General features: G+C 41.9%; 20 protein-coding genes and 1 pseudogene. 12 read left to right on the forward strand and 9 right to left on the reverse strand.

Going from position 1 to position 21,319, the window contains the following annotated elements:
* The 11 genes and pseudogenes from ABR397_RS18560 to ABR397_RS18610 form a co-directional block, all read left to right on the forward strand.
* A partial coding sequence (locus tag ABR397_RS18560; protein ID WP_350307031.1) for a T6SS immunity protein Tli4 family protein occupies window positions 1-703 on the forward strand: 703 nt, incomplete at its 5' end.
* A 542-nt stretch (window positions 704-1,245) separates the two neighbouring features.
* The gene (locus tag ABR397_RS18565) at window positions 1,246-1,416 is read left to right on the forward strand and encodes a PAAR domain-containing protein (RefSeq protein WP_350307032.1); all 171 of its coding nucleotides are present in this window, start codon (window positions 1,246-1,248) and stop codon (window positions 1,414-1,416) included.
* A gap of 834 nt (window positions 1,417-2,250) precedes the next feature.
* Window positions 2,251-2,412 (forward strand): annotated as a pseudogene (locus tag ABR397_RS18570) (DUF3304 domain-containing protein); the annotation flags it as partial.
* A gap of 51 nt (window positions 2,413-2,463) precedes the next feature.
* Window positions 2,464-2,979 (forward strand): DUF3304 domain-containing protein, encoded by a 516-nt coding sequence (locus tag ABR397_RS18575; protein WP_350307033.1) that lies wholly within the window; start codon window positions 2,464-2,466, stop codon window positions 2,977-2,979.
* A gap of 51 nt (window positions 2,980-3,030) precedes the next feature.
* The gene (locus ABR397_RS18580) at window positions 3,031-3,546 is read left to right on the forward strand and encodes a DUF3304 domain-containing protein (RefSeq protein WP_350307034.1); all 516 of its coding nucleotides are present in this window, start codon (window positions 3,031-3,033) and stop codon (window positions 3,544-3,546) included.
* 51 nt (window positions 3,547-3,597) lie between these two features.
* Complete coding sequence (locus ABR397_RS18585; protein WP_350307035.1) at window positions 3,598-4,110, forward strand: DUF3304 domain-containing protein; 513 nt, start codon at window positions 3,598-3,600, stop codon at window positions 4,108-4,110.
* Between the two features lie 51 nt (window positions 4,111-4,161).
* Window positions 4,162-4,674 carry a DUF3304 domain-containing protein gene (locus ABR397_RS18590; RefSeq protein ID WP_350307036.1) on the forward strand — a complete coding sequence of 171 codons (513 nt, stop codon included), beginning with the start codon at window positions 4,162-4,164 and terminating at the stop codon, window positions 4,672-4,674.
* Window positions 4,675-4,725: 51 nt separating this feature from the next.
* The gene (locus ABR397_RS18595; RefSeq protein WP_350307037.1) at window positions 4,726-5,238 is read left to right on the forward strand and encodes a DUF3304 domain-containing protein; all 513 of its coding nucleotides are present in this window, start codon (window positions 4,726-4,728) and stop codon (window positions 5,236-5,238) included.
* Complete coding sequence (locus tag ABR397_RS18600; RefSeq protein WP_350307038.1) at window positions 5,226-7,706, forward strand: T6SS phospholipase effector Tle1-like catalytic domain-containing protein; 2,481 nt, start codon at window positions 5,226-5,228, stop codon at window positions 7,704-7,706. The genes ABR397_RS18595 and ABR397_RS18600 overlap by 13 nt, the downstream gene beginning before the upstream one ends.
* Window positions 7,707-7,864: 158 nt before the next feature.
* Entirely contained in the window at window positions 7,865-8,851 is a 987-nt protein-coding gene (locus ABR397_RS18605; protein WP_350307039.1) for a T6SS immunity protein Tli4 family protein, read from the forward strand.
* A 170-nt stretch (window positions 8,852-9,021) separates the two neighbouring features.
* The gene (locus tag ABR397_RS18610) at window positions 9,022-10,329 is read left to right on the forward strand and encodes a hypothetical protein (protein ID WP_350307040.1); all 1,308 of its coding nucleotides are present in this window, start codon (window positions 9,022-9,024) and stop codon (window positions 10,327-10,329) included.
* Window positions 10,330-10,460: 131 nt separating this feature from the next.
* Here ABR397_RS18610 and ABR397_RS18615 read toward each other — a convergent pair whose 3' ends face one another.
* The 6 genes from ABR397_RS18615 to ABR397_RS18650 form a co-directional block, all read right to left on the reverse strand.
* Window positions 10,461-11,126 (reverse strand): LuxR C-terminal-related transcriptional regulator, encoded by a 666-nt coding sequence (locus tag ABR397_RS18615; protein ID WP_350307041.1) that lies wholly within the window; start codon window positions 11,124-11,126, stop codon window positions 10,461-10,463.
* Window positions 11,127-11,144: 18 nt separating this feature from the next.
* Window positions 11,145-11,831 carry a helix-turn-helix transcriptional regulator gene (locus ABR397_RS18620; protein ID WP_350307042.1) on the reverse strand — a complete coding sequence of 229 codons (687 nt, stop codon included), beginning with the start codon at window positions 11,829-11,831 and terminating at the stop codon, window positions 11,145-11,147.
* Between the two features lie 783 nt (window positions 11,832-12,614).
* A complete protein-coding gene (locus ABR397_RS18625) occupies window positions 12,615-13,292 on the reverse strand; it encodes a LuxR C-terminal-related transcriptional regulator (RefSeq protein ID WP_350307043.1) in 678 nt (225 codons plus the stop codon).
* A 186-nt stretch (window positions 13,293-13,478) separates the two neighbouring features.
* Window positions 13,479-14,165: a LuxR C-terminal-related transcriptional regulator gene (locus ABR397_RS18635; RefSeq protein ID WP_350307044.1), complete on the reverse strand. Its 687-nt coding sequence runs from the start codon at window positions 14,163-14,165 to the stop codon at window positions 13,479-13,481.
* Window positions 14,166-14,384: 219 nt separating this feature from the next.
* Entirely contained in the window at window positions 14,385-15,071 is a 687-nt protein-coding gene (locus tag ABR397_RS18645) for a helix-turn-helix transcriptional regulator (protein WP_350307045.1), read from the reverse strand.
* Window positions 15,072-15,112: 41 nt separating this feature from the next.
* Window positions 15,113-15,802: a PAS domain-containing protein gene (locus tag ABR397_RS18650; protein WP_350307046.1), complete on the reverse strand. Its 690-nt coding sequence runs from the start codon at window positions 15,800-15,802 to the stop codon at window positions 15,113-15,115.
* A gap of 1,009 nt (window positions 15,803-16,811) precedes the next feature.
* On the opposite strand from ABR397_RS18650, the gene ABR397_RS18655 reads away from it, so the two are divergent.
* A complete protein-coding gene (locus ABR397_RS18655; protein WP_021326462.1) occupies window positions 16,812-17,024 on the forward strand; it encodes a helix-turn-helix domain-containing protein in 213 nt (70 codons plus the stop codon).
* Window positions 17,025-17,323: 299 nt separating this feature from the next.
* Here ABR397_RS18655 and ABR397_RS18660 read toward each other — a convergent pair whose 3' ends face one another.
* From ABR397_RS18660 to ABR397_RS18670, 3 genes are all read right to left on the reverse strand, one after another.
* Entirely contained in the window at window positions 17,324-18,502 is a 1,179-nt protein-coding gene (locus ABR397_RS18660; RefSeq protein WP_350307047.1) for a MalY/PatB family protein, read from the reverse strand.
* On the reverse strand, window positions 18,489-19,943 hold the full coding sequence (nhaC, locus tag ABR397_RS18665) for a Na+/H+ antiporter NhaC (protein ID WP_350307048.1): 1,455 nt from the start codon (window positions 19,941-19,943) through the stop codon (window positions 18,489-18,491). Before nhaC ends, ABR397_RS18660 begins: the two co-directional genes overlap by 14 nt.
* A gap of 150 nt (window positions 19,944-20,093) precedes the next feature.
* Window positions 20,094-21,095: a LacI family DNA-binding transcriptional regulator gene (locus ABR397_RS18670; protein ID WP_350307049.1), complete on the reverse strand. Its 1,002-nt coding sequence runs from the start codon at window positions 21,093-21,095 to the stop codon at window positions 20,094-20,096.
* Window positions 21,096-21,319 lie beyond the last annotated feature (224 nt).

The raw sequence follows: 21,319 nt of genomic DNA on the forward strand, positions 1-21,319 counted from the left end.
TGGGAGAGTACTGGAAGCACATTTGTATAATAATGGTGTCGCATTTAAAATTGTAATGGAAATGTTGGATCTGTCTGATACTAAATATGCTGATGATAGGGAAGACTTTATCAAAGCACAAGTTAGCGAAAGTGAATTGAATACCACAGTTAGAACTCTGGTGAAAATGAAAGAGTTATTATCTAGAATCAGCGGCAGAAAGGATACAGAAATTCCGACAGTGGCAGGAACCTGTATCCCTGATGGATTTATTGCTGGTAGTCGTTATGAGATGGAAAATATAACTTTTGTTTATCGAGGGAATGGAAATGATCATTTCAAATTTAGGGTTGAAATATTTAATGATATTAAAGAAGAAAGTAATTTATTAGATCGTATTGGTGGAATGGAAGGGATATTATTAGCCATGCATGCCAAGACAATAAAGAAAGGAAAAAGGGAAATGAACGGTACTCACGGTGAAGAGTTTTTAACAACAGGTTCGGAAGGAATGTTATCGGAACCTGATACTAAGATCCCTCAATATATGTTCGAATTAGTTGCTAATGAAACGGTAGGAGATTATAAAAACCCTTATGTTAGTATTAGTTTGAGTAATGACCGGGAATCGCCAACACCGTATAGTGAAAATGAACTGGTGGCATTTTGGGATGCAGTAACGAAGAGCTTTCGTAAAAGACCGGGTGCTTTCGGCGAGCGATAAAAATACGCGTTAAATTAATCCCCTTATCGGGATGTCGGGGTTAACATAAGCAGGGTGGATAAAGGGAACTAATATACCAATAGGTATTTCATGTTCAATTGTCAAAATGGTTCAAGCGGTGAAAGTTAAATAAAAAAGCGTTTACTGATTTTATTGGTAACTGTGGCTATTCTCTTCGTGGGAATCTGAGTTTTTTAATAATGTATTCATGGGGGTTCAAAGTGATTAAGTTTGATTTTTTGGGGACGGTATTAGTCTGTTTTTTTCTTGTTTTCTATTATGTCTGGCCGGTCATAATGATTATTGATGGTTATATCATTTATCGGGTGGTTCAATGTGTTAAGCGAAAAAAATACAAACATATGCTGTTTTTAATCCCTGTTGCGGTGCTACTGAGTGGACCGCTTATTTATTATTTAATTCAATGGTTAAAGGTATGGAGTTATTAAAATCAATAACGAGGTATCTCGGTATAAAATATTATTTACAGATGCCTGATAATTTATTTAGGGTTATTTCGATAATCAATAGAGGATATCACAATGTCTGGTATTGTTTGTTTAGGTGATGCCACTGATCGAGGTGGAAAAGTGATCACCGCTTCTTCAACAATGTATTTTGACGGTAAACAGGCCGCTTTGGTAGGGGATCTCATTCATTGTCCGCTAGAGGGGTACGGTATTAATCCCATTATTGAGTTCAATGCCTCATAACCAAGTTGAGTCATCGTTATGAGCGGGCCTATTCCTGAGATCCCTCGTCTTCGTGTCATCTTATCGCAGACTGAGGGGCAGATATTTCCTCATTAATGAGGATTAATGACGGGTTTGCTGACCATTATCACCGGAAAATCATGAAAATATTAAATGGGTTTCTGTCACTCACCGGGGTGACATATATCGTAATAATATTCCTGTTTAATAAGTCGTGTTTTTTTGCGAGAAGGATTAGGCTTGATTGGTGGTGGTAAGAATATTGCTGTCTGTTTTTGGCTATCACTGAAGATATTCTCATTCGCATATCATGAATGAGAATCATTATTTTTTATCTATTTAGGTAGCGGGATGTAAAGTGAGGTTGTTTATTTTATTTTAATTGTAACCAATTGATTTAAATTAAAATAAATAATTTAATTATGGGCTGACTGCGCTATTGTATTAAAGATGGCGAGTCTGGCTATTTTGTTATGATAAATAAATTCTTTTTATGTAAATAAATGTAATTTTATTTATATTTTATTAAAGTAGTGTATTTATTTTTTTGTTTTTACAGAAATTATATTTATTTGGCCTTTAACTTATTGTGCTATTTGATAAAAAAAGACTTGATTTATATATGCACCCATTAAGAGGATGTGATGATTCATTAACAGTCCATGCGATTAAATAACATTCCAAAAATAGTGTTACACCTTGCACAACGTACAACCCTATGTGTAGCAGATTTATTCTGACTGACTCTTGGATCTTTATTTGGTTTGAGTTCCGTTTGGTCTTGAATACCGTCGCTTGCCAGCGATTGCAAAAGATACCGAACACTTTATCTACCCCGTACCTGATTATACTGGGTAGCGTACCTGCGGCATTACGGTGCACTTTTTGCCTTGTGATCAGATTAAAGTCACGACCTCTTGTGACGCCTACGGTAGTCCGAACTACCCAATTAAAGAACCTTTAAAAATGAAGGAGCCGAAAGTATGTCCGAAGTAATGCATACAGGCATTTCAAGTCCAGATTATCCCCCATGTGAAGGAGTCGAAGATGAAAAAACAACAGCTTAGGCTGGCGGTTTTGTGTCTGTTACTGGTTGTTTGCAGCCAGTTTCCGGCGCAGGCGGGCGTGATTATCGCCATTAATCATACCAAATGGGCGATTAACCGGTTCAGTGTGGATGATACACCGGGTATCGATATTATCGGGCCGTACCAGGGTGGAGGGGGTGGCTGCTGCTATAGCGTGCCAGCGAAATGGAAACCGGGTATGACGGTCCGGGTGGATTGGGAGACTGGTGAGGCAAGCATGAAAGGTTTTCCTGGATATGCAGATTATGAAAAATATTTATCATGGGTAAAAAAAATGGATGCCTATACACGCCAACATAGCCGAGTAGTACCGGTACCCTCTTATCAGAATGGCGGTGATACCTGCGGCATTACGGTGCACTTTTTGCCTTGTGATCAGATTAAAGTCACGACCTCTTGTGACGCCTACGGTAGCCCAAACTACCCGATAAAAGAACCTTTAGAAATGAAGGAGCCGAAAGTATGTCCGAAGTAATGCATACAGGCATTTCAAGTCCAGATTATCACCGATATGAAGGAGTCGAAGATGAAAAAACAACAGCTTAGGCTGGCGGTTTTGTGTCTGTTACTGGTTGTTTGCAGCCAGTTTCCGGCGCAGGCGGGCGTGATTATCGCCATTAATCATACCAAATGGGCGATTAACCGGTTCAGTGTGGATGATACGCCGGGTATCGATATTATCGGACCGTACCAGGGTGGAGGGGGTGGTTGCTGCTATAGCGTGCCAGCGAAATGGAAACCAGGAATGACGGTCCGGGTGGATTGGGAGACTGGTGTCGGGGGAACAAAAGGGTTTCCAGGATTTGCGGACAGAGAAAAATTTATGGCATGGAAGAAAAAAATGGATGCTTATACACGCCAACATAGCCGGGTAGTGCCAGTGCCCTATTATCAGAATGGCGGTGATACCTGCGGCATTACGGTGCACTTCTTGCCTTGTGATCAGATTAAAGTCACGACCTCTTGTGACGCCTACGGTAGTCCGAACTACCCAATAAAAGAACCTTTAAAAATGAAGGAGCCGAAAGTATGTCCGAAGTAATGCATACAGGCATCTCAAGTCCAGATTATCACCGATGTGAAGGAGTCAAAGATGAAAAAACAACAGCTTAGGCTGGCGGTTTTGTGTCTGTTATTGGTTGCTTGCAGCCAGTTTCCGGCGCAGGCGGGAACCATTGAGGCCATTAATCATACCAAATGGGCGATTAATCGGTTCAGTGTGGATGGTAATCCCGGTATCGATAGCATCGGGCCGTATCAGGGCGGTGGTGGGGGTTGCTGCTACCGGGCTCCGGAGAAGTGGCAGCCTGGTATGACGGTCCGGGTGGATTGGGAAACCGGAGTGGCTTTCTCCGACGATTTTCCCGGGTATGAAAATTGGGAGAAGTATTTGGAATGGGATAGAAAAATTAATGCCCAGAAGCGCCAACATAGCCGGGTAGTGCCGGTGCCCGATTATACCGGGCAGCGCACCTGCGGCATTACGGTGCATTTTTTACCCTGTGATCAGGTCAAAGTTACCACCTCCTGTAGCACCTATAACAGTCCCAATTATCCAATTAAAGAACCTTTAAAAATGAAGGAGCCGAAAGTATGTCCGAAGTAATGCATACAGGCATCTCAAGTCCAGATTATCCCCGATGTGAAGGAGTCGAAGATGAAAAAACAACAGCTTAGGCTGGCGGTTTTGTGTCTGTTACTGGTTGTTTGCAGCCAGTTTCCGGCGCAGGCGGGAACCATTGAGGCCATTAATCATACCAAATGGGCGATTAATCGGTTCAGTGTGGATGGTAATCCCGGTATCGATAGCATCGGGCCGTATCAGGGCGGTGGGGGTGGTTGCTGCTACCGGGCCCCGGAGAAGTGGCAGCCTGGTATGACGGTCCGGGTGGATTGGGAAACCGGAGTGGGAACTACGGAAGGGTTTCCTGGTTTCGACAAATGGAATGAATATTTGGTATGGCGGGCAAAAATCGATTCTCAGAAGCGCCAACATAGCCGGGTAGTGCCGGTGCCTAATTATACCGGGCAGCGCACTTGCGGCATTACGGTGCACTTCTTGCCTTGCAATCAGATCAAAGTCACCACCTCCTGCAACACCTATAACAGTCCCAATTATCCAATTAAAGAACCTTTAAAAATGAAGGAGCCGAAAGTATGTCCGAAGTAATGCATACAGGCATCTCAAGTCCAGATTATCCCCGATGTGAAGGAGTCGAAGATGAAAAAACAACAGCTTAGGCTGGTGGTTTTGTGTCTGTTACTGGTTGTTTGCAGCCAGTTTCCGGCGCAGGCGGGAACCATTGAGGCCATTAATCATACTAAATGGGCGATTAATCGGTTCAGTGTGGATGGTAATCCCGGTATCGATATTATCGGGCCGTACCAGGGTGGAGGGGGTGGCTGCTGCTATAGCGTGCCAGCGAAATGGAAACCGGGTATGGCGGTCCGGGTGGATTGGGAGACTGGAGTAGCTTATTCCTATGATTTTCCCGGATATGAAAATTGGGAGAAATATTTAGCATGGAGGGAAAAAATCGACTCTCAGAAACGCCAACATAGCCGGGTAGTGCCGGTGCCCGATTATACCGGGCAGCGCACCTGCGGCATTACGGTGCATTTTTTACCCTGTGATCAGGTCAAAGTCACCACCTCCTGTAACACCTATAACAGTCCCAATTATCCAATTAAAGAACCTTTAAAAATGAAGGAGCCCAAAGTATGTCCGAAATAAATCATAACGATGCTGTCTGGTTGCCAGGTCCCTTCCCGGCTCAGGGACGGTTGCCGGCCAAAAGCTATCTGGTCGGGCAAAATTGTCACCGTCAGACCAGTGATGAAAGAGCCTACCATCAGGAATTGTGTCTGGCAGCGGATCGTCGGGTGGTGCCGCCCTGCTGTAAGACCCTGCATGTCAGCCTGTTTTTTGATGGGACCGGCAATAATTTATATAACGACCTTTATCAGGCCGTTCCTAACCACCCGACCAATATTGCCCGTCTTTTCCAGACGACGATTGGGGCCGGTTATGCCGGTGGTGCGGCGGGTAAACCGCTGCTGGACGATGTCGACAGCACTGGCGGAAAGTACTTTAAATATTATATTCCCGGTGTGGGTACCCCCTTCCCGGAAATTAATGATCTGGATTACAGTACATTGGGACTGGCCGCCGCTGACCGGGGCGAAGACCGGATCAACTGGGCGTTGCTGCGGCTGATTGATGTATTAAAGCGCGTATTAGCAAACGACAAAATTGATGATACTGCTTGCCAAAAATCCCTTGAGGCAATGGCCACCACATGGCACACGCTGGGCTTGGGGGGGGCGCATAACCGTTATGGCGAGTTTTATAAGCAGTTTGCCCGCTTAAAACGTGAGCTGGTCATAGCCCGCAGCCAGCCGGGACGGGGCAAATCCAAACTGCTGGGGATGAAGTTGTATGTGTATGGTTTCTCCCGCGGGGCCGCGGAGGCGCGGGCCTTTGTCAACTGGCTGGCCGAACTGTTGCCGCCACCCAGGGGAGATAACCTGAAACCGTCACAGTGTTTGCAAGCGAAAAACGAAACCGACCCGGATGGTAACCTGCCCATCAGTGTGGAGTTTCTCGGGCTGTTTGACACGGTGGCGTCGGTCGGGGTGAGCCATGTGGTTCCGGTGGTTGAAGGCCATATGGCCTGGGCTGACGGCACGCAAGAGCTGCCAGCGGAGGCGATTTACGGTGGTCTGGTGAAACGCTGTGTGCATCTGGTCTCGACCCATGAACAGCGGCTGAGTTTCCCGATGGATTCCATTCGCCGTTCCGATGGTACTTACCCGACAGGCAGTACCGAAGTGATTTATCCCGGGGTGCATTCCGATTTAGGCGGGGGTTATCCACCGGGAGATCAGGGTAAATCGATAGGTAAAACAGACGGATTACTGTTGTCGCAGATTGCCTTACATGAGATGTACGCGGCAGCTTTTCAATCCGGAGCACCGCTTAAAGTCCCTCCGTCAGTATTACCCAATGGTTTGCAATCTCAATTGTGGAGAGCGATGCCCGCTGATATCCAGAAAGAATTTGAAGCTGCTCTTGAACTTGTCAACCGCTTCAACGCCTGGCGTCACGTCACCCTGGGCCTGGAGATGCCCAAACACCCTCTATCGGAAGAGGACGCTGCCCGCTTTGAACCGGTACGGTCAACTGTGGCGCTGGAGCAGGCCATGAAAAACCAGATGGACTGGCTGACCGCCTGGCGTATCAACCGTTACGCCGGTGGTACGCTGCTCAGTGCGCCGTTTTTCCATGAAGCCCCCAACCGTGATGCGAAAAAAGCCCACTATGCGCAAAGTCAGCAGGCGCAGGAAGAAAAGCAGCAGGCGGTGTTAAAGCAACGGAAAGCCCAGCGGACGGCTTTTGCGTCCAGCGGTGGGCGGGGAGAACCCCCGGTGTTGGTCCCGGGTGTGCCAGATTTTGACCCGGAAACTGCCCAGAATCAGTTGCGGGAAGCGGCCGCGGAATTTAGCCGTGACTACCGGGGAGACCGGCGGGAGATACACACTGTGAAGCAATTTGTTGTCGATAACATTCTGGGCAATGCCCTTTATCTGTTGAACAGTGATGATGAGGACAAGGAATATCAGCAAATGAAAGCGGCGGGAGCGGCGTTGGTCAAACCGCTTTTCCTGACGGCTCCGGCGGGAAAAGCGGGTCAGCCAGAATTCTCGACGTCATTACTGGTGGCCCTATATGACAATCAGGTGCATGATTCCCGCGCCTGGTTTATGTACTCTACGCTGGATACGCGTGAACCGGAGGGCGGTTATTTCCGTTACCGGGTGATTTACTTCGGCAAAATGTGTAATAAACCCCTGTCGCTTTTGACGGTGGCCGGCAATGTGGTCGGGGCCGCGTCACCAGTTGGCAGTGTCTTGTTTATCTTCAAACGGAAAAAAGTCGGCAACATGGCGGCGGATGCCATCAACGAAGCTCACTTCACTCCGCTGGACGTGAGCGCCCACGATTTATCCACCCGAGAACGGATCCCCCTGTTACCGGACGCGGCGCAGACGAAGGCGTTCACCCATCATGTGGGCGAGGTGACGAGTCAGCAGAGACAGTTTATTGAAGCGCGGCGAGTGCAAATCGGCAAAGAGAAGCTTAAAGCGCGTTGGGCAGGAAAGATGCTGGAACCGACCCCGCGAGGGGGACCTGAGAAATGAAGAGATACTGTCCTCTAATGGAATGGCGTTGATATGGCGTGAGATTGAATAAGAAATACCTTACTTATTTTATTGGCTATCGTGATTATTTATATCTTGTGGCAGTGATATTTTCCTGCCCTTTATTACCCTTATTTTAATCCAAAAAGGAGAAGAAAATGAAAACTGAAATATTAGCAAATATGCAAACTCGTTGTGTTGGGCGTTATCTGATTGATATTCCCTTAGCATTTGAAAATATCATCAATACTGGGATATTCATTGGTGATGCAAGAATAGAAACCAAGCGCTTGAATTTGTCAGCATTTGAACAGCGGATACAAATAAGGGAACAGAAATTAAGGGTGACCAAGACTAACGATCCGAAAGATCTGCCTTTTTTAAAAAAGGTTCATCATCTCCAGGGGAACTTATACGGTGTTATTTTTGACAGAAATAATAATGTCAGTGAACCCGGCTTTATCCGAGTGTTAGAAGCCCATTTATATGATAATGGTGTGGCTTTTATCATAGAGATGAAATTTATAGAAATCTCAGATGATAAATACCGTTATTCAAAAAAACTTTATATAAAATCTGGGATGGAAGAACGTCAATATAAAATGCTTTCTCAAACTTTGGACAAAATGCAAAGGCTTATTTCTAGAATCAGTGGCAGAAAGGATAGAGAAATCCCAACAGTGGCAGGAATCTGTATCCCTGATGGTTTTATTGACAGTCATGATAATGATGATGAGAAAGTGAATATGACTTTTGTCTATCGGGGAAATGAGGATGATCATTTCACATTCGGTATTGAAATAATTAATGACCTTAAAGAAGGTTATTTAATTGAACGTATTGGTGAAGCTGAAAGGGATTGGTTCGTTAATTGTGGCAGGGTAATAAGAAAGGGGGAAAGAGAAATAAACGGTATTCATGGGGAAGAGTTATTAGTCGTAGGTCTACAACCTTTTGATAGTAATCCTCGGTATCGATTTGATTTTATTATCAATGATATGGTGGTAGATGAAGAAAAAGTCTGTGTTGGTATTATGTCAATGAATTACCAGTTACCTTCAACGCCATATATCGAAGATGAGCTGATTATGTTTTGGGATGTAATAACGAAAACCTTTCGTAAAAGACCGGGCGATTTCGGATAGCGATATATTTGGCATTATTTTTTAGGTGATGTGGCTAATGAGTGCGAAAAAGCATTCTGATTAATTCAATGAACTAATCCATTTTTCATCGGCAGGTGAAAACATTGCGGTTGGATCTTCCGTCATTTCTTTTAATTAACTCAGTGAACTATAAGGAATCTATTTTTATTATGAATAATATTGTGACTAATGCTTTGCCGCTGCCTGCCTGGTATCCGCAAGCTTTCTCTCATTTGGGGGCAGAAGAGTATGCCACTGTATGCCAAATCTGGCAGCGTGAACCGGTGCTGCGTGAATTGGCTGCTGAACTCGATAAATATCATCCACCGGAGGAAATCTGTTGCATTCCCAGCGGTTGTCATGAAATCAGGTCCATGAGACCGATGGAGTCTACACATCAGGAGTACTATTGCCGCCTCTGTCGGCATCACCACTCTTACTATGCCGGTACACCATTTCATCAACTTGATAGTAATCAGCAGGCCCGTTTATACGCTGTCCTGGTAACGCTTTGGGGCTGCTGGCGTATTGAAGAAGCAATGTGGGTAAGTGGTTGTTATTATAAGAAATCTTGGAGACGTTACTGCCAGCGGCTAAAGCCGGTTCTGATGCTGATTGGTAAACGCTCGGCGACACCGAATCCCCGTTATTTGCTGGGCTTCATGCCGGGCCAGCAAGGAATACATTGCCCGGCATGCCGATCATCACAGTTAAGCTACGTTGAAGAGATGCCTGCGGGCAATCCAATGGTTCACTGTGAAGTGTGCCAGCATCAATTTGTGATCTACCCGGAAATTCCTAAGGGGATTGATCCGTTTGCCGAGAAAACACAGGATGATGAGGTGCCGGTGCCTGATTGGTTCCAGCGGTTATTTGCGCATACCACGCAAGCACAATACCAGCATTTAAGATGTGTCTGGCAAAGAGAGCCGGTACTGCGGGCGCTGGCTGATCGTCTGGATGAACAAAATCCGTCCCTGGGTGGAGTCTATGAATGTCCTTGGTGTGGGAACCGGCGTTTGACAGCTTACGTTAGGGTGCATCACCATGATGAATATTATTGCCGGGCCTGTGATAAGACGTTTTCTGCCAGTGCCGGCTCGATATTTTATCGGTTGCAGGAGAAATATTACTATCGCCTGTATTCTGTATTGGTCATGTTGTGGACACAGTGGCGGCCTGCGAATGCACTGGTAATAGGTAAACTCCGAAAATTGGAGGTATTTAACTACTATCGTAAACGGCTACAACCGCTGTTTGATGAGCTGGGTGATCAGCCTATTACACCGTACCCCCGCTATATGTCAGGATTTAAGCCTGGAAGGCAGGGGGTTTGTTGCATTCATTGTCAGTCTGCGAATTTGGATATCGTGGGGGTGGTCACCACTCCGGATAATCCAAATATCTGTTGTCTGGATTGTGGAAGTAAGTTTAGGTTGCATGTGTGGCGCTGGCAGTTTTTACCCGATGCACCGTAAAATGCCATTTGATCCCTTTTGCCAAAATGGGATCAATATATTGTTTCAGCGGTAGCCTTATTAATCAATTAAGGCTGCCGCAGTCATTATCAGTAATTGAAAATTACCTGAATAGTTTGATAATAATATTTTTAAGTCAATAAGAATTTTTCTGGTACATAATGATGAAAATTATTCGCCAGACAATATTCTTCCAACTGTTTACTGGAATTAATACCTATCTTGCTATATATCCGCGATATATATGCTCCAACGGTACGATAAGCGATGTTCAATCTCTGTCCAATCTGTTTTCTGGTGTATTTTTGTAGAAAGAAGAAAATGATATTCCACTCCTGTTGGGTAAAAAGATCTGTTGGTGGTTGGAGTATAATGGATGATGGTAAGTTTTTATGATATTGATGTAATTGGGTTAATGAATATTCTTTAGCTTCCCATGCATGGAAAAGGATTCCGATACATTCGTTTTCGTCATTGTATAATGGGAGCTTTTCTTGGAAATAAGATGATAGGATTTTTCCTTTCCCGTATACATGTGTTTCAAGTGAACATATTCTTCCTTTTTTTGTCATTACATTTTTATCATGGGCAATGAATTCTTTTGCAAACTCAGCACCATCCCAAGGGATTTCATCATCAAAAAGCCCTTCGTAATCAAATGAGTAAGAAAGGTTTTGGATGTTTTTAAATGCCTGATTACCATAAAGAAAGCATGAGTTTTCATCTTTGACTCCCCACGGTTCATTACTTATTTCCATTGTGTTGATAATCTGAGGTGATATCGTATAGTTTTTCATAGAAACTCCGTGGTAATTTTAAATAAACATTCTTCTTTCTTCCTGTGAAAATTTCTCTGGCACATAGAGATCATAATTATTAAGGAGACAATATTCTTCCAATTGATAACAGGAATTAATGCCAATTTCTTTATATATTTGTGCCATATGGGTTTCAACAGTATGATAGGTGATATTTAATATTCGGACCATTTGTTTACCGGTATGTTTTTTTAATAAGGGGAAAATAATATCACATCCCGGTCGGGTAAACAAATCAGTCAGTGGTTGGAAAATAATAGATGCTGGGAGTTTGCTATGGTATAGACGGGTTAATGAGAAATCTTGAACTGCCCATTCATGAAAAATAACGCTTGTACACTCTTTTCTATCGTTATGTATTGGATATTTTTCACAAAAATGAAATGCCAGAAATTTATCTTTTCCATACCTGTGTGTTTCAAGTGAACATATTCTTTGCCCTTTAGTCATGACACTTTTATCATGATTTCTGAATTCTTTTGCAAGCTCAACGCTATCCCAAGGAATTTCGTCGTCAAAAAATCTTTTATAATCAAATGAATTTGGAAGATTTTGAATATGTTTAAATTCTTGGTTGCCATAAATCCAGTATGAATTTTGATCTTTTATTCCCCAAGGTTCATTATTTTGCTGCATGGTATTGATCACTTGAGGTGAAATAATTAGCTTACTGGTTTTACTCATGATTAAATCCTGTAATAAGAAATTTTCAGAAGATTGAATCTTTGACAAGAATCAATAAATCTTAATTGCAGAGCTCTGGTTCCCTAAAGGGTATCACTTCTCTTCCACGTTTGAGTTAATTGTGGTGTGATATCGCTGGGATTTTTTCTTATATTTGACATAGTAACTCCTGAATTTTTTTTAAATTATCATCTGAAGTTTTTATTTGCCTATTATGCTTCAAATGCGCTTCTCTATAATAAAGGATAATAACTTTATCGTCAAAAAACGTATATTTATTAATTTATTTTTTACTATTTAATGATGCGATTTTTAATAGGAATTAATATAACCATGTATATTGTTTTATACGAAAATTGTTTTAATTGTTTGTTAACGAAATGGTTTTGGCCGTTGCTGTGCTTGTTGTTGCATTTGATATTGGTCATCTTCTGACTGGGAAATATGTATTATCAATAATAAATAATTGCAGACTATACTAGAAATAATCAGTATCCGCTTTGTTGTTAATCGATAAATTATTATTTTTTCTAATGATTAATGGCTGTTTTACTAAGCTGTTTTATTTACGCTAATTTGTAATTAAATAGCAAGTCTGGACAGTGTTATGAAAAAACGAGAATTTTTAACACATTTTTAAGATGGCCAAAAAGGTAAACGAAGCGAATCATTCTTTACATACTACGTGTACGTTCCGGTTTCTGCTCACTGTCCATGTTCACTATTGCAAGAAGGCTCCACAGTAATTATGCCAGCTAGGATAGATTCTAAGTTTTATTGCCTTTAGAATAATAAAAATCTTTCTGGTACATAATGATGAAAATTATTCGCCAGACAGTATTCTTCCAATTGTTGACTGGAGTTAATACCTGTCTTGCTATATATCTTAGTTATATATTTTTCAATAGTACGATAAGCAATATTTAATCTCTGTCCAATCTGTTTTCTGGTGTATTTCTGTAGAAAGAAAAAAATAATATCCCACTCACGTTGAGTAAAAAGGTCCGTTGGCGGTTGAAATATAATAGATGCAGGTAACTCATTATAATATTGATATAGGTGGAACAATGAATATTCTTTGGCTTCCCAACCATGATACATAATTCCGATGCAGTTACCATCTTCATGATAAAAAGGCATTTTTTCACAGAAATAAGATGACAATATTTGTTCTTTTCCATATATATGTGTTTCAAGCGAACATATTCTTTCCTCGTTTTTTATCACTTTTTTATCTTGATTAATGAATTCTTTTGCAAATTCAGCACCATCCCAGGGAAGCTCATGGTCATAGAGCCCTTCGTAATTAAATGATCCCTTAACATTATGAATAAATTTTTTTGTTACAGGATTACCATAAATAAAACATGAAGAACTATCTTTTATTCCCCATGGTTCATTGCTTAATTCCATTGTGTTGATAATTTGAGGTGAGATAATCAGCTTATTGAGTTTGTTCATAGTTAAGCCCTATATTGCATAGTTAATAAGTAATCGTTTAAATTTCTTTGTTGCAGAGTTACCGTAAATAAAATACGAAGAACTATCTTTTACTCCCCACGGTTCATTACTTATTTCCGTTGTGTTGATAATCTGAGGTGATATTGCATAGTTCTTCTTCATAAAAATTCCTTTATAATTTTTGATTTAAAAAAACATTCGGCTTTCTGGGTGCACAAACCTTTCTGGCACATAGAGATCATAATCATTAGAGCGACAATAATCTTCCAGCTGATAACAGGAATTAACGCCAATTTTTCTGTATATCCGTGCCATATGGGTTTCAACCGTACGATAGGAGATATTCAACATTTTGCCCATTTGCTTACTGGTATACTTTTGCAAGGAGAGGAAAATAACATCCCATTCCCGTTGAGTAAATAAATCAGTCGGTGGTTGGAACAGAATAGATGCTGGAAGTTTACCATGAAATAGACGGGTTAATGAGAAATCTTGAGCTTTCCAGCCATGTATAATGATTCCGACACATTCACCTTCATCATTATATAGCGGATATTTCTCGGAAAAATAAGATGATAGAAATGTATCTTTCCCATATATATGCGTCTCAAGTGAGCATATTCTTTTTTCTTTTTCCATTACACTTTTATCGTGAGTAACGTATTCTTGTGTAAAATCAGCCCCGTCCCAGGGGAGCTCGTCATCATAAAAGCCTTCATAATCAAATAAATTTGGAAGATTCTGAAGAGTTTTCATCCCTGAATTACCAAAAATCCAGCATGAATTCCTATCTTTGATCCCCCAAGGCTCATTACTTTGCTGCATGGTATTAATCACTTGAGGTGAAATAATTAGATTACTAGTTTTACTCATGATTAAATCCTATTGTACAGTTGATGGTTAGTGGTTTAAATTTGTGACTTCTTATTGATAATATATTATGAATAAATTTTTCTGTTACATAATTACCGTAAATAAAGCATGAAGAACTATCTTTTTTTCCCCACGGATCATGACTTATTTCCGTTGTGTTGATAATCTGGGGTGATATCGCATAGTTCTTCTTCATAAAAACGCCTTTATAATTTGGACTTAAAGAAACATGCTGCTTTCTGGGCGCACAAATCTTTCTGGCACATAGAGATCATAATTATTGAAGCGACAATATTCCTCCAATTGATAATAGGAATTAATGCCAATTTTTTTATATATCCGAGCCATATGGGTTTCAACCGTACGATAGGAGATATCTAACAACCGGCCCATTTGTTTACTGGTATACTTTTGTAATGCGAGGAAGATAATATCCCATTCCCGTTGAGTAAATAAATCAGTCGGAGGTTGGAACAGAATAGAGCTTGGGAGTTTACCATGATAAAAACGGGTTAATGAGAAATCCATGGCTTTCCATGCATGAAAAAGAGTTCCTATGCATTCTTTTTCATCATTATATAGTGGGTATTTTTCACAAAAATAAGATGACAGAAATTTATCATTTCTATACTTATGTGTTTCAAGTGAACATACCCTTTGCCCTTTTGTCATTGTGCTTTTATCATGATTTACATGTTCTTTTGCAAATTCTGCGCCAGCCCAAGGGAGCTCATCATCAAAACATCCTTCATAATCAAATGAGTCTGGTAGATTTTGAAGATACTTAACTGACTCATTGCCATAAATCCAGCATGAGTTCTGATCTTTTATCCCCCAGGGCTCATTACTTTGCTGCATTGTATTAATGACTTGAGGTGAGATAATTAGCTTATTGGTTTTGTTCATGACCAAGCCCTATTGTGTAGTTAATAGCCAGTGGTTTTAATTTATAATTCCCTGCTGCCAATAGTGAAAAATCTCTCAGGAACGTAAAGGTGGTAATTATTTTTCTTGCAGAAATCCTCTAATTCCATATGAGGTAGTAAATTAAATTTTTGATAAATAGACTGAATATGATTAATAACATCTTCTGTGCTGATCGTTAATTCTTTACTGATGCTCTCCTCATCTTGAGAATGCAGCGTCAGAAAAAGAACTTCCCATTCGGTTTGCGTCAGTATGTTGTTAGGTGGGATAAATTGCAGGGTTGACGGAGATGCTTTTTCATAATAGTAAGAAACAGCAAAATCCTGGGGTTTGTACATATGGAAAAAGATCCCCATGCAATCACCATCTTCATCACAAAGGGGATATTTGTCACAAAGATAGGTTTGTTTAACTTCATGTTCTCCAAGCAGATGGGTTTCCAGTGTTGTGACCCGTTGCATAGTTTGAATGGCTTTTTGATCCTGACGGTGGAATTCGTCTGCGCATTCGGCGATAGGTGAGGGTAATTCATTGATAGAAAGCCCTATAATATCGAAATCTTCAGGCAGGTTAAGCAGTTGATAAAAAGCAGAATTCGCGTAAATAAATCTTGATTGCAGATCTTTAGCTCCCCAGGGATCATTACTTCTATCCCACATTTGAGTTAATTGTGATGTGATGTTACAGGGGTTTTTTCTTGTGTTTGACATAACAGCTCCTAAATCTTTATTTAAATTGTTATTTGAAACTTTTGTTTGCCGATTACACTTCAAGTGGGCAGTTATATAATAGAAGATAATAACTTTTTCGTCAAAAATCGTATATTTATTAATTGATTTTTTACTATTCAACCATGTGATTTTAAGTTAATGGAAATATAACTATATTTATTATTTTATGAGAAAATTGTTTTATGGTTTGTTGAAGAAATGGCTCGGGTCTGTTGCTATGCTCGTTGTTGCACCTGATATCTGGTGTTTTCTAGCGATAAAGTGTGTGTTATCAATAGTAAATAAGTGCAGATTGTGTCCGAAGTTATCTGTAACCTCTTTAGTTGTCAATGGATAAATAGTTATTTGTCCTAATGCTTGATAGCCATTTTACTAAACTGTTTTATTTGCTCTTCTTTGTAATAAAGAGCAATTCTTGACCGTGTTCTGAAAAAACGATAGTTTCTGAACATATTTTTCATGTGATCCGAAGAGTGAGATAAGCAAATAACCCCTCTTGTATTAAGTGTATATTTCAGGTTTTACATGCTGTTTGGGTTTATTGTTCATCTAAACGAATGGCTTGCAACAATTATTCTTGTTTAAATAAGTAGTAAATACTTAGTAGTGAGGCTAATATAAGTTTTGCAATATAACTTCACTTTGTACGCCAATTGGTTTTGCTAACTCAGCATGAGCCATGTTACTCAATTAGAGGATTACATTAAAAGGTTGATTGAAGTATTTAATACGATTTCAACTTTTTTCAGAATAACTAGACTTCTGTAATTAGATGTAACATTTAAAACAACAATCATCTCTCTTTCTATATCGGAGAATTTGCTGTGCTTTGCGGGGTTTGATGTCTTAGCACAGCTATTTTTTTAGTATTCCGCACCCAGTGCGGACCCAGGGGAAAAGCTGTAACAACATAAAAACATTGGCCTGATAATAGGAAACGGATATGAGCATAGTACCTTGTATAACCAAACTGAGGAAGGAAACAGGAATGATCGAAAGACACGACTGGCATAAAGCTGATATTATTGCGGCGCTCAAAAAACGAGGAACATCGTTGGCGGCAGTTTCAAGAGAAGCAGGGCTTGCATCATCTACTTTATCAAATGTTTTACACCGTCCATGGCCCAAGGGGGAGCGGATTATTGCTACCATTTTGAATTGTGAGCCATCTGAAATATGGCCAAGCAGATATTTTAAGTAAATTATTATTCGTAGAAATTTACTTGAACTTCTCATAACAAAGTTAATGAGAAGGGAGTTTAATGTCTGAGGTACGAGCAGAGTTTTTAATAAATGAAAATTCCCTTTGTACATCAGGCATGATTTTTATAGGCAGATTTTCTAAACATATTGAATAAAGTTCGGTGGTGTTTTATAAGGATGAAAATTTATTTCTCTTTAAATAAAGAATACAATCGGATTAAGTGCGATTTGGTAACATGCTACACTTATCCGACTCTTCGCTATTATTGGGTACTGGTATAATATTGTATTTTTATTTTACGGTGTTAACTGAATTAAACCGGTGATCGCCTTCTCAAGATACTGACGAGGGCAACCCAAATTTATCCGGATAAATCCTTTTCCCCTATCGCCAAAATTCCGTCCCATTGAAACGGCTATTTTCGCTTTCTGTAGCAAGGCCGCCTGGAGGGCATCATCATCTAGACCTAAAGCGCGGCAATCCAACCAAGCCAGGTAGGTGCCTTCGGCTTTGGTCATTTGGCACCAAGGGATAGTATGCGCTATAGCTTGCTCCAACCAGCGGCGGTTTTCAGCCAGGTGATTTTGTAGCTCATCAAGCCATAGGCTTCCATGTTGATATGCTGCTGTGGCCGCAGTCATCGATAGCGAGTTAAATACATCTAATCCGTGGGCGTTTAATCGATCATTAAAGGCGCACCGAAGGCCGGGATCGGGAATGAGAAAGTTCGATATTCGAAGTGATGAGAGTCCAAATGTTTTACTTGCTGATGTCGCGGCAATGACGTTGCTATGCCATTCGTTCCCCAGATGCAGTACTGAGGTGAATGTTTTCCCAGGTAAAATTAAATCAGCCCAAATTTCATCAGAAATTACCGTTGCACCGTACTTTTTACAGAGCGTCAATAATCGGGTCAATTCGTCGTGATTCCAGCACCGGCCAGTAGGATTGTGTGGGTTGCATAACAGGAGCAAAGGCGGTCTGTGTTGCTCCAACACTTGTTCTAAATGACCATAGTCAATTTGATAACCTTCAGGACTTTCAAGTAGCGGGTTTTCAACAACTACCCTGTCGTTCATGGTGATGATTTTGGCGAATGAGCCATAATAGGGCCCTTGTACCACGACGCCTTCACCCGGTTTACTGAGCATCTGGATTAGCAAAGTCAGCCCGGGTATGACACCTTCTATTGAAGTGAACCAATCCCGGCATAAGGTCAATTGGTGGCGTTTTGAAAACCAGTCTATTGCTGCCTGGTAATAGTTATCGTCGCGTTCGCTATAACCGAAAATGCCGTGGTTGACTCGGGTGTGTAGTGCTTGCCGGATTTCTTCCGGACACTGGAAATCGAAATCGGAAATCCACATCGGCAGAAGATCAGTTTGGTTCAATTGCAGGTAACGATCCAAAAAATCCCACTTAACAGAGCCTGTATTGCGGCGATCAATTATTTGATTGAAATTATGCGGTTTCATGTCGGCTTTCCTTATTCTTCAGAGAATGTTCCGGTGCAACTCTTGCAATACCGAAACCAGTAAAGCCATAAATGAGTGCAAAAAAGATGGCGGCGTAGCACTGGATAGCCCAGGGCAGCAGTTCAAGCGTACTGACACCCAGAGTCGTTGCCATGTAAATACCCGCAGCAGTCCATGGGATGAGCGGCTCAATGACGGTACAGGCATCTTCTATTGTCCGTGACAGGTTTTTATTATCCAGGCCCAAGCGGCGATAGGCCCCTTTGAAGAGCTCTGCCGGGATGAGAAGAGCCAGTTTTCCGTCACAGGTGGCGCCGGTCACAAGAATGGTTGTGGCTACGGTTGTCGCGATAAGTTGTCCGGTTGTGTGAACCGTTTGTAGAAGATGATTAATGATGGTGGTCAGGGCGCCAGTGAGCGCCAAAATGCCGGCAAACGAGAATGCACAAAATACCAGCAGGATGGTGCTCATCATTGAGAACATGCCGCCGCGATTGAGCAAACGTGGGATATCGCTAACGATCCCGGCGATGTTGTGTCCCTGGTCAGAGAACATTGAGAGATTGAAGCCATCTATCAACGCATTAAGGCCCTGCTTAAGTGTAAATCCCTGAAGACCGATGCCGATCGCAATAGCCAATGCACATGCAGCCAGCATAACGGGTATCACCGGACGTTTTGTTATTGCGCCCCATAAAACCAGTACCGGCGGCAAAATCAGTAATAAATTGAAGTGATAAAGGCTTTCAAGAGATTGAATGATGTCTGTGACTTTTTCAGGTGTTGCGACGCTACCTACTGAGCTTGTATGACCAGCGATAAGATAGACAGTCGCCGCTAAAATAAAGCTTGGGATAGTGGTATACATCAGGTGTTGGATATGGCTGTAAAGGTCGGTGTCGGCGACGATGGCGGCGAAATTAGTTGAATCAGATAAAGGTGAAATTTTATCGCCGAAATATGCACCTGAAACAACCGCACCTGCGGCGGCGGCCAGAGGCACATCAAGGCCTGCCGCTACCCCCATTAGAGCAACACCCGCCGTTCCGGCTGCACCCCACGATGTACCGGTGCAGACTGAGATAACGCTCGTGATAAAGAAGGCGGCAATAAGTATATATTGCGGGCTAATCAGTTTTAATCCCCAGTAAACCATATAAGGTATGGTTCCGCTGATCATCCAGGTTCCGATTAGTCCCCCTACGCAAATCAATATCATGATCACCGGCATTGCTTTGGCTAGCTTTGCCACAATGGAATCAATAATGTCATTCCAGCGGTAGCCTTGCCAATACGCTAAGGCCGCCGCTATTCCTGCTGATATGAGTAATAAGGACTCAATGCGCAGTCCCAGTTGACCATAGCCAATGATCAGAAGTAGGAGCATTGCTACGATCGGTAGCATAGCGAGTCCCAGATTAAGCTTTTTTTTGTCATCCATTTAAAATCCCTGTTTCGGATATGTTATTGAGAAAGAATAATAAATTTTTTTCGAATGAAATGTGAGAGATGTGACTTGTCCATGTAACCGGTTTCATGAAGTGTGAAAATGCGATCTGTGTATCGTTTTTTATGCTTGTTTTGTATGTGTTTACTCTATGGAAAAAACAGAATCTCTGATTACGAGTTCGGCTGAGAACATGTTCATTTGTGGGGTGGGTTCTTCCTGGGCATTGAGCTGTAACGCCAGATTAGCCGCCCGCCGTGCCATCCTTTCTATCGGGTAGTGTACAGTCGTTAAAGAGGGATAGAGATATCGCGCCGGGACAATATCATCAAATCCAACAATTGACAGTTGTTCCGGTAAGTTGATTTTCCGTTGATGCAGGGCTCGCATCACGCCGGCCGCCATAACATCGTTGAATGTCACTGCGGCAGTAAAGTTGATGCCGCTGCCTAAGAGCTTTTCTGCTGCCAGCTCTCCTCCTTTTTCGTCAAATGGCGCGCTGATAACCCAATTGCCAGGTACGGTGATACCCGCATGAGTCATTGCAGAATAATATCCCTCTAGGCGGAGTTTTCTATCATCAATAGGCAGGTCTGTCGTTATACAGGCGATTTTTCGATGACCATTTTGGATAAGATAGTGAGTAGCCGCCTGCGAAGCGCTAACATTATCTAACCAGATGCACCGGTTGGCGATGGCAGGCAAATATCGATTAACAATCACTAATGCTGGCGTGTGTGCTGCATAACGTAATATGTCTGTATCGCTCATTCGAGTGGTATGGGCCACTATCGCTTCGCACCCTTGATTGATTAAAAAATCTAAGGCGGATTTCTCAAGTTCAGCCTGATGCCCGCCACTACAAACCATCAGTTTTACCCCTTTTTTTCGGGCAATTTCTTCAACTCCACGCGCTAAACGGGAAAAAAAAGGATCAGCCAGGTTACCGGTGAGTAAACCCAACATATCCCCGCATCTTTTTGCCAGGGCAAGCGCAGCAGAATTTCGGTGATAGTTGAATTCACGCATTGCTTTCTCTACACGTTCACGGGTACCTGGTTCGACGTAAGCTGTGTTGTTGATGACCCGGCTTACAGTAGCCACGGATACTCCCGCTTGATGTGCTACATCTTTCATTGTAGCCATATTCCTTTCCTCAGCAGTTTATACCCTTCATCTTTCAAGTTGTTGCTTTGTTGGCTGCGTTCACTTGCCGCCGCGCTGCAACTTGAAATCTATTGGGTATATGTAATCAATGACAAATGTGAAACGGGGGATCATAGCCTAATTTATTCAGATTATCATGAAAGGATTTATGTACCTCATTGTAAGCGAATAATATGAATCGGACTTATTTGAATAATCTTGTA

The sequence above is a fragment of the Photorhabdus viridis genome, assembly GCF_040256935.1.
In the GTDB taxonomy this organism is placed as follows: domain Bacteria; phylum Pseudomonadota; class Gammaproteobacteria; order Enterobacterales; family Enterobacteriaceae; genus Photorhabdus; species Photorhabdus viridis.

Excerpts from the sequence above, each read along its gene's own strand:
- ABR397_RS18600 (WP_350307038.1), top strand. The coding sequence starts at position 5,226 with ATGTCCGAAATAAATCATAACGATGCTGTCTGGTTGCCAGGTCCCTTC.
- ABR397_RS18625 (WP_350307043.1), bottom strand. The coding sequence starts at position 13,292 with ATGAACAAACTCAATAAGCTGATTATCTCACCTCAAATTATCAACACA.
- ABR397_RS18610 (WP_350307040.1), top strand. The coding sequence starts at position 9,022 with ATGAATAATATTGTGACTAATGCTTTGCCGCTGCCTGCCTGGTATCCG.
- ABR397_RS18660 (WP_350307047.1), bottom strand. The coding sequence starts at position 18,502 with ATGAAACCGCATAATTTCAATCAAATAATTGATCGCCGCAATACAGGC.
- ABR397_RS18580 (WP_350307034.1), top strand. The coding sequence starts at position 3,031 with ATGAAAAAACAACAGCTTAGGCTGGCGGTTTTGTGTCTGTTACTGGTT.
- ABR397_RS18595 (WP_350307037.1), top strand. The coding sequence starts at position 4,726 with ATGAAAAAACAACAGCTTAGGCTGGTGGTTTTGTGTCTGTTACTGGTT.
- nhaC (WP_350307048.1), bottom strand. The coding sequence starts at position 19,943 with ATGGATGACAAAAAAAAGCTTAATCTGGGACTCGCTATGCTACCGATC.
- ABR397_RS18585 (WP_350307035.1), top strand. The coding sequence starts at position 3,598 with ATGAAAAAACAACAGCTTAGGCTGGCGGTTTTGTGTCTGTTATTGGTT.
- ABR397_RS18655 (WP_021326462.1), top strand. The coding sequence starts at position 16,812 with ATGATCGAAAGACACGACTGGCATAAAGCTGATATTATTGCGGCGCTC.
- ABR397_RS18650 (WP_350307046.1), bottom strand. The coding sequence starts at position 15,802 with ATGTCAAACACAAGAAAAAACCCCTGTAACATCACATCACAATTAACT.
- ABR397_RS18605 (WP_350307039.1), top strand. The coding sequence starts at position 7,865 with ATGAAAACTGAAATATTAGCAAATATGCAAACTCGTTGTGTTGGGCGT.
- ABR397_RS18670 (WP_350307049.1), bottom strand. The coding sequence starts at position 21,095 with ATGGCTACAATGAAAGATGTAGCACATCAAGCGGGAGTATCCGTGGCT.
- ABR397_RS18590 (WP_350307036.1), top strand. The coding sequence starts at position 4,162 with ATGAAAAAACAACAGCTTAGGCTGGCGGTTTTGTGTCTGTTACTGGTT.
- ABR397_RS18635 (WP_350307044.1), bottom strand. The coding sequence starts at position 14,165 with ATGAGTAAAACTAGTAATCTAATTATTTCACCTCAAGTGATTAATACC.
- ABR397_RS18565 (WP_350307032.1), top strand. The coding sequence starts at position 1,246 with ATGTCTGGTATTGTTTGTTTAGGTGATGCCACTGATCGAGGTGGAAAA.
- ABR397_RS18645 (WP_350307045.1), bottom strand. The coding sequence starts at position 15,071 with ATGAACAAAACCAATAAGCTAATTATCTCACCTCAAGTCATTAATACA.
- ABR397_RS18615 (WP_350307041.1), bottom strand. The coding sequence starts at position 11,126 with ATGAAAAACTATACGATATCACCTCAGATTATCAACACAATGGAAATA.
- ABR397_RS18620 (WP_350307042.1), bottom strand. The coding sequence starts at position 11,831 with ATGAGTAAAACCAGTAAGCTAATTATTTCACCTCAAGTGATCAATACC.
- ABR397_RS18575 (WP_350307033.1), top strand. The coding sequence starts at position 2,464 with ATGAAAAAACAACAGCTTAGGCTGGCGGTTTTGTGTCTGTTACTGGTT.